The following is an 8,732-nucleotide window of genomic DNA, read 5'->3' on the forward strand; positions in this document are numbered from 1 at the left end:
TTATGTGTATTTTTATACATATAAAATTCAATGGTTTAAGTTGTAATCTATCTTTATTTGTTTGTTACTATGTGTTTTTTTGTTCTAATGGCTAAAAAGATCTGTTTTTTGTTGTAATCTTCATATTTGACGCCATCATAAACTTAACTAGAGTTAAATTTATTGATGAGGAGGTTCAGTGTGAAGCAAGATGATGAATACAAAACGATAGATAAAGCTTATCGCAAAGATGACATGAGGCGTAATTTAGAACGCTTTAGTCGTTTTAACCTATCAGGGTTATTTCCTACATTGAAAGATTCATCCCCCCATTTCTTTGAATCTTTCAATGAGGCGCACTTTGCTGTGATGTTTGAGTTCGAACCCACAATTATTTCAGTTAAAAGCCAGCCATTTTCTATACGATACTCTGTGGAAGGGGTTGACCACAGTTACACACCTGACTTCTCTGTAATTGATTGTAATAATAGAGTTAAAATAATTGAAGTGAAGGTGTCCGCTGCTCTTAATGAAAAGACAGTTCGTAAGCATAAACTAATTAAACACGCTTTTAAGCAGCATGGGTTTGAATTCCAAGTTATGACGGAAAAGGATCTACCCTCGCGAATAGCGATATCAAATATGATGATGCTTAAGAGAAATGCTATAGCGCTTGGAATACCTGATGAAGAAGCCTTAAATTATCTTTTAAATATACTATCAGTACCCGTCTCTCTGAATAAAGCTGTAGATATTTGCAAGTGCTTAAAAATAAATACGAACATGATTTCTTATTGTGTACTTCATGATTATGTAAAAATAGAGGTTTCATCCTATTTAACAGGTGAAACACTGTTATCAAGCAATATTTATGGGGGTGAGTAATGACCTGTGTAAATTTAAAAGAAGGCATGAAGTTTAGAATTGATGAGAGCTTATATGTTATCGATGCTTTGCAACATAACTCATTGGATAACTCAATATATTTTTCTCCATTAGATGATACCCAAACAAAAATACCGTGTGCTAAAACGAAAGTGCTTACACGTTCGGAGTTAATGAGGAAACTTATCAATAACGAAGCAGGGTTTTATGAGAATAAGACATATCAATCAACAGTTGATTCATTTTTAAGCGATGCGCAAGTTAAAGAGCAAGAAATGTGGCACAATTTTGTTGAAGATCACATTGCTAGACATTCAAAGAATTTAACGAAGATTGATAACATTGATGAAAGCATAATGTTGTTTGACTGGCAAAGATATGGCTCAAGCTATTTTTGTCGAAGCACTTGCCAAGCAAAGGTAAAAAAATACATAGATTCAAACAAGGACCCACGTTCACTAATAAACTTAGGGGCAGCTTCACACAAATGCGAATCACGATTTACTCAAGAGACTGAGGATTTAATTAATGATTTTTTTACTGACTATTACCTCATACGTAGTGATAAAACTGCAAAGTCAGTTAATAAAATTGCTGACTTGATACGTAGTAAAGTTACCCAGCTCAAAAAAGTAAAACCTCATGAATACCCGAAAGTCCCCTCAAAAGCGAGTATATATAGACGATTAAACACTTTAGAAGCCGAACTTATTATTAATAAAACACTCAGTAAGCAGAGTAAAAAGTTATTGCGCTATAAGCTTGGTCGAGAATTTATTGGAGAAAACCCGCTAGAGCGCATCGAGATGGATGCTATCTATATCAATCTTGGCATTAACAATGAGTCAGGTGCTTATCTTGGGACGCTCGTTGTCATGGTTGCGATTGACACATGTACTCGCTGCATTGTCGGCTATTCTATAAGCGTTGGTAAGAAAGTGTCAGAATCAGCTGACTTAGCAATTGAATGTTTAAAAAATATTGTAGCCCCGAAAGAAAATATTTACTGGCCTTGTCATGGAGTGCCTATAAAACTTGTCACTGATGCAACTACCGCAGCTCTCGGTAATGAGTACAAAAGGATGGCACTAGACCTAGGGGTGATGCCAGTTGTTACTGAATCTGGTACTCCGTGGAAAAAACCGTTTATAGAGAGTTTCTTTAGAACATTGCGTCGTGAATTTTTAGCTGAACTGCCCGGTTACTTAGGCTCAAAAACGCGTGTTAATAATGCGCACTTAGAGCAAGGTGAAACAGCTGAGTTACATGCTGTGATGACATTGCAGGAGTTTGACGAAGAACTTCAAAAATTTATTACAGAAACATACCACAAGTCTGGTCATGGAGGATTAAATCACCGTAGCCCAATCGACGTTTGGCATAACAAAGTAAGCGACAATCCGTTGCTAATATGTGAACCCAGTCCACAATTTATGCCTGAAAAATTTCGAGGTAGTGTCAGTATAAATCATACGCTTTATAAGAATGGCTCTGTTAGGTTGAAAAACGAAAAATATGTTAGCTCTGAACTTAAGGAACTTAGCATGTCAGGAGTAAAAACAGTTGATTGTTTTTACAGTAATATTGATACAAGCAGTATTGTTGTTAAAGCAAATGAGGCGATTTTTGTTGTGCCTATTCGCGCAGCAAACCATCATGATGAAACTGGAACACAGCGAGCAGAAATAGATGTGGCTCGTAGTAATCAATTTAGTGAATCGGACGCTTCACCGCGAGAGCGCTATACATATCAATCGAGTAAAAAAACTAAAGAAGGACTACAGGTTTTCAAAAAAGCGAAAGCAAAGAAAGCTGAAAAGAAAGAACAAGAAACAGGTCGAAAAACCCCAAAGCGTACTAAGGTTGATAACTCTAAATCCATCAACATGAATAGTTCTAACGCCCGCGATAAAATTATGAGTGCGACAGGTACTACCGAAGTTGATGTATCTAAAAACTCAGTAATATCTAAATTTAAAGTGGGTGGTAGAATATGAGTGTTACTTTTACCACAAGCGAAAGCAATTCGCTCAAGATTAAAGCAAAAATGCTGACAGAGCTTACTTTTGATTGTATGGCGCTAAGGGAAGAGTTAGAACTACTTTTATCTGAAGCAAGTAATGTCATTGAACTTAATAACGGGTGTTGTACGCTTATCGTTGGTGATTCGGGCTCGGGGAAAACGACGTTAGTTAAAAAGTTTAAAACTCGTTTTAATGAGCAGTATGCTAACACTGTATCCCCTAAAGATTCAGAGCAGGCGTGCTATATACGCTCCCCATCAAATATGAGCCCATTAGACTTATATAGAGCTATTCTGAAAGGATTTAATGAGCCCGGCATTATCGAAGGTACTGAGGTTCAATTACGCACTCGTATCGCAAAACAAATGCAAACCAAGCGTTATCGAGTCTTGATATTTGATGAGTTTCAGCAAGTGGTCGAAAAAGTAGGTATAAAGTCTGTTCGTCAAATTGCTGATTATTTAAAAGAGCTCGTTGATGAATTTAATGTGTATTTAGTTTTTGCAGGTACATCAAAGGTACAAAACCTATTATCAATTAACGAGCAGTTCGCTTCTCGAAACTCACTCACAATCAAAAAGTCGCTATTATCTGTATCTACTCAAGATAACTACAAAACCTACGTAAGCTACTTAATTACCCTGAATAAAGATTTAAAGTTCACGCACATCGATTTTACGGATCCTCAAATAAATTTACCGCTATTTGCAACGACTAATGGCGATTTGCGACAGCTTACTCAAACCTTAAGTAAAGCAATTTTATATGCAGCTAAGCGTCAGCGTGACGAGATGCTATTGAATGACTTGATTCAAACATTTAGTCCCAAGCTAATCAAAGGTCGTACCCAAGTGAACCCATACCGCCAAAAGTTCACAATACTTAAAAAAGAGTTGGGGGTTCATTATGAAGTGTAAAATAACGATTACGCCATACGGAGCTTGTGCTTTGATAGCTCATTTTTATGGCTTTGTAAGTGTCACTAAATTGCTTAAGTCCAACGAAATGCATGTACCTTTCGCTTGGCAGTTTTATAAAAATGAGCACGTTGATTTGCTGTGTAGCATAGAGCAAATAAAACAAGATGTCATAAAGTATAATTTACTACAGAATATTGAAATCTCAGCGTCTCGCGGTTCAACCTCTTTTTCTAAACATTTAAAAGTGTGCCCTAAATGTTTTAAAGAAAATAGCTTACATGATGTTAGTTGGCAAAATGTCTCGACAACCATTTGTATCAAGCATCAAAGGCCATTAATTAATGCTTTGAACTTACTATCTTTAGAAGATAGAGAGCCACATTCAAACGAAGCCTTATATCTATTTGAAAGGCATATTTTAAGTTTAGAAGATGTAGAAAGACCTTCATTTGAAAGCACTCTATTGAAATTCTCTGAGTTAGTTTTTCGACCGCTAGATTTTATTACTGCAAAACTAAAGGTAGATAAAGTTAATATCGAGTTTTTGCGGATATTATTAGAGGACGCATACAAGCTATTATGTTGTGAAGAGCTGTGTGTTGTATGGGAAGGTTTGCTGTTAAAGCATCGGAGTCACTTGAAAGGGATAGGGCAAATAGTTACCCGATTTGGTATAGATGAGCTTCAAACGCAGATAAGCTCTTTTAATATCAAAAAAAGCTCTACATCATCAACTAAAGCTAAGCAGATCTTATTAAAATATCACAATGCCAAAATTGACACTAAATTATTCACTTCTAAACGCCGCTTCGAGAATGGAGCTGATGAGAATCAGTTAAGCTATCAAGTAGATGGTTTGATGTTATCTAATTTTTTAGGTATAAAAAAGGAGTCGCTAATACACGTAGTTAGGAGCGATACCCTTCCTGCTGTGTATCTTTGTTCTCAGGCTGAAAAATCATTTTTTGATATTGAAGTTATTGGAAGCATATTATCTAAATCATTTGCACTAAGCACTCAAATTGAAACACAAGAACAATTCTATAAAATCGACGACATACCTAAAGATATTTATAATTTATTTGATTTAACCGTTGCTGAGTTGGTCGATTATGCTATTTCTGGAAAAATTGAATCTCAATTCAAAGTGAATAGCTCATTGCGTTACGTTAACTATTTATTGATATCCGAAAATGGGATTAAAAAAGTACTGAAGAATAAATGGCAGTCATTTAATGACATGCCACATGAAAGTGTAATTAAAATGCTAAAGTTGGATAACAAAACACTACTTCGGTTAATAGATGATGGTTCTCTTAAACTTACAAAAGATAAAAAGTTGATTGATGCAGACTCTATCCGACACTTTGTTAGTAGCCACTTAGTATTGAATAGAACAGCAAATTTTGAAAGGTCACGTGATTGCGAAAAGCGAGTTAAGGATTGCTGCAAAGTAGAACCAGTTTGCTTACTTTACATGAATGCCTATTTAACTGATTTCGTAGTATACAAAAAGGAAAGTTTAAATGACTGCTGCTTGCGAAAGCTGGAGTCTAGATTCACATACTTTGGAAAACCCAAATTAGATTTATCTAAAATTGTGATTACTTATCAAACTAAACCGAAATAGATCATATCTAAATGCACTAAGTCCGTATATTTGAAGTAAGTCATTTAGAGTATGCTAGTAGGGATCCGATATATTTAAACAAGCATGTCAGTTGTAGTCGCTCATATCTGACCTTACAGTCACATCAGTATCTTTCAGTTCACATCCTTCACCATTACTATATTAGAAATGGTATCAAAGCAGTTTATTTTTACGTAAAATAATCTATTATTAATAAATGAATTTCAAAGCTGGCTCTTACAGGCGGTTTTTTTTCGTATCAAATTTACTGAAATAACAGCTGTTATAATTTTAATTTTCCTCATTCCAGCTGTGAATGAGAAATTTGACCGATTCCAGCCGTGAATGAGAAACTTTCCAAATTTCTATGAGAAATTCACCTATCAAAACCTCGCCATATGGAATGTCTCATTCCAAGGCTAAATGAGAAAGAACATTTTGTTCTTTCTCATTCGGATTTGGAATGGTTTCTCACAGAGCTGGAATAGAGAGCTATGTGTGGCAAGGGCTACAGAGGAGATGATTTTTACCTAATTTGTTTTTTTCTCATAGGTGTTGGAATTTAAGTAAGGCTTATACGTTAATCCAGTATCTTTTTTTTGAACATCATAGAGTACGGGTAGCAGTGACTTTGTATCGATTATAAATAAGAACGGTGTTAACCGAGTAAGGTAATCGACATTAGTAAGTTTTATAAGCTAGTTTAATTAGGTTATTTTTCGCATTTAATTTACCGGATAAATGAGGTCTGGTATTTAAAGTTTCTTCGTTCCAACGTTAATTGAGAAATTAGCTTTATTCCAGCTTCTAATGAGAAATATTCCAAAAGCCTACTGGAAATTCACTTTTCAAAGCCATGCTTTTTTTAGACCCTATTCCAAGCTTAAATGAGAAAGAACATTTGTGTTCTTTTTCATCTAGCTTTTGAATCCTTTTTTCACATTGGGCTGGAAGTTAAATGAGACTTATACGTTAATCCAGTATCTTTTTTGTGAACATCATATTGTACGGGTAGCAGTGACTTTGTATCGATTATAAATAAGTATGGTGTAACCCGAGTAAGGTAATCGACATTAGTTAGTTTTATAAGGAGGTTATAAGCGTGAAGTAGCCAATCAACATTATGATGTTGAAGTCAAGAATTGACCTTATTGATTTAGAAATAGGATTAGGCAATCATCACGTATTATCAGTCTACCACTTATAACGTTTTTTCCTTCACCATAACCCCTTAACTAATAAGGAGAAAGTCATGAATGAATTAAAGAGAAGAACCTGGTTTATTACGGGTGCAACAAGGGGGTTAGGTTATCAAATAGCTAAATCTGTATTGATTGCTGGTGAAAATGTGGTCGCAACAGGTAGAAGTTTACAAAAGTTAAAATCCGTTTTTACTGAAACTGATAATATTTTACTGCTTGAATTAGATATTTGTAATGAAGAGGAAATTCAACTCGCCACACAGCAAGCGATTAATTACTTTGGCAGTATTGATATATTAGTAAATAACGCGGGTTTTGGGCAGCTAGGTTTATTTGAAGAAATTGAACAAGATAAAATAAAAGCGCAATTTGCAACAAACGTGTTTGGCTTAATGTCTATGTCTCGTGCCGTTCTGCCATACATGCGCAAACAACAATCAGGATTGATTTTTAACATTTCGTCAATTGGCGGTAGCTTAGGATTTGAAAATGCTTCTGTTTATTGTGCTGCAAAATTTGCCGTTGAAGGCTTTTCAGAAAGCTTAGCAATGGAGGTAAGGCAATTTGGTATTGATGTTACTATTGTCCAACCAGGCTTTTTCCGAACTGATTTTCTTGATAGGTCTTCGGTGCAATACGGCACTGTATCTATTGACGACTACGCGCAATACTCAAAAGCATTAAACGATGCTTATCAATCACAAAACCAACAACAACTTGGTGACCCTAAAAAACTAGGCCAACTTCTGGTTGAATTATCACAAAAAACAGAACAACCAATGCGATTAGCTGTGGGCTCTGACGCAATAGAATACCTGAGTAAAGCAAACCAAAACCGTCAAAAAGATTTAGAAAAATGGTCTGATTATTCAAAAACGACAGATATAAATTAGATATTGATATAAACGGTTTATCTGATTAATACTCAAGTCTATTTGTTTAGTATATTATGATATATAAGGTGCTTTAAGTGGGTTTAAGGTGAATTAATGCTTTGTTTTATAAATGAGACTATTAAAAACATCACTCCTCATGCTGCAGAGAATGGTATTTTTACTACACAAATATCTGACTTGAGTATTATTAGGAGCGACTGTATTACTCAAGAGTTACACATCCTTCATGAACCTGCTATTTGTATTGTTGTGCAAGGCAAAAAACGGGTAATGTTGGGACAAGATATTTTTGAGTATGATTGTTCGAAATATTTATTGGTTTCATTTGATTTACCATTAACGGGGCAGGTAATCGAAGCATCAAAAGAGCAACCTTACCTTTGTATAAAGCTAAGTATCGATACGCCATTATTGGCGGGTTTAATCATGGATATAGATCATGAGCACAGTCAATCAATAGGAAAGGTACCCCACTCGGGTCTGCAAATAGAACAAGCAAGCTCAACAATTCTTGACCCAATAATGAGATTAACAGCCTTATTAAATCATCCACAAGATATTAAAATTTTAGCAGCACCTATTAAGCGAGAATTGTTATATCGTATACTTTCAGGACCTAGTGGTTACCATTTAATGGCTAAAGCTTTAGGCGTGGGGAAAAGTAAACAAATAGCCAATGCCATCGCATGGATAAAAAGCAATTTCAACCAACCTTTTAATGCCGAAACCATTGCTAGGGAAGTTTATTTAAGTGTATCTACCTTTCATAAATACTTTAAAGAAATAACATTAACGAGCCCGCTGCAATTCCAAAAACAATTACGATTACAAGAAGCTCGTCGATTAATGGCTTTTGAAGGATTAGATGCAGCAAAAGCCAGCGGTATTGTCGGTTATGAAAGCCCCTCACAGTTTAACAGGGAATATAAAAGAGTTTTTGGTACATCACCCAAGGCTGACATACAAAAACTCATTATCGAAAAAACATCTTAATTCAGCAACTAAGAGTTTCTTTTAAATTAGTAGGTTTTTGTACTTCAACTCCTTTTTTACACACTATGAGCCAAAATTTTAGTTGAATGCTTGTTAACTTCTTTTACTTCAAGCTACCCATAGTTGCTAAATAGTGCCTTGATGGCCGCTTCATGATAGAAAAATAAATTAACTCCATAGATGAATTAACCAGAAATTAACCA

Annotated in this window: 6 protein-coding genes; all 6 read left to right on the top strand. The window is 35.2% G+C overall.

Annotation, left to right across the window (positions count from 1 at the left end; genetic code table 11):
• Positions 1-180: 180 nt before the first annotated feature.
• Positions 181-864, top strand: a complete 684-nt coding sequence (locus tag J8L70_RS15875; protein WP_211056549.1) for a TnsA endonuclease N-terminal domain-containing protein — start codon at positions 181-183, stop codon at positions 862-864.
• Complete coding sequence (locus J8L70_RS15880) at positions 864-2,861, top strand: DDE-type integrase/transposase/recombinase (RefSeq protein ID WP_211056550.1); 1,998 nt, start codon at positions 864-866, stop codon at positions 2,859-2,861. Before J8L70_RS15875 ends, J8L70_RS15880 begins: the two co-directional genes overlap by 1 nt.
• Positions 2,858-3,805, top strand: coding sequence for an ATP-binding protein (locus tag J8L70_RS15885; RefSeq protein WP_211056551.1), 948 nt, complete (start codon positions 2,858-2,860; stop codon positions 3,803-3,805). The genes J8L70_RS15880 and J8L70_RS15885 overlap by 4 nt, the downstream gene beginning before the upstream one ends.
• Positions 3,795-5,438, top strand: coding sequence for a hypothetical protein (locus tag J8L70_RS15890; RefSeq protein WP_211056552.1), 1,644 nt, complete (start codon positions 3,795-3,797; stop codon positions 5,436-5,438). The genes J8L70_RS15885 and J8L70_RS15890 overlap by 11 nt, the downstream gene beginning before the upstream one ends.
• 1,252 nt (positions 5,439-6,690) lie before the next feature.
• On the top strand, positions 6,691-7,533 hold the full coding sequence (locus tag J8L70_RS15895; protein WP_211056553.1) for an SDR family NAD(P)-dependent oxidoreductase: 843 nt from the start codon (positions 6,691-6,693) through the stop codon (positions 7,531-7,533).
• Between the two features lie 96 nt (positions 7,534-7,629).
• On the top strand, positions 7,630-8,529 hold the full coding sequence (locus J8L70_RS15900; protein ID WP_211056554.1) for an AraC family transcriptional regulator: 900 nt from the start codon (positions 7,630-7,632) through the stop codon (positions 8,527-8,529).
• The last annotated feature ends 203 nt before the right edge of the window (positions 8,530-8,732 follow it).

Origin of the sequence: Pseudoalteromonas sp. MMG010 (assembly GCF_018100905.1) — a bacterium.
Taxonomy (GTDB): Bacteria; Pseudomonadota; Gammaproteobacteria; order Enterobacterales; family Alteromonadaceae; genus Pseudoalteromonas.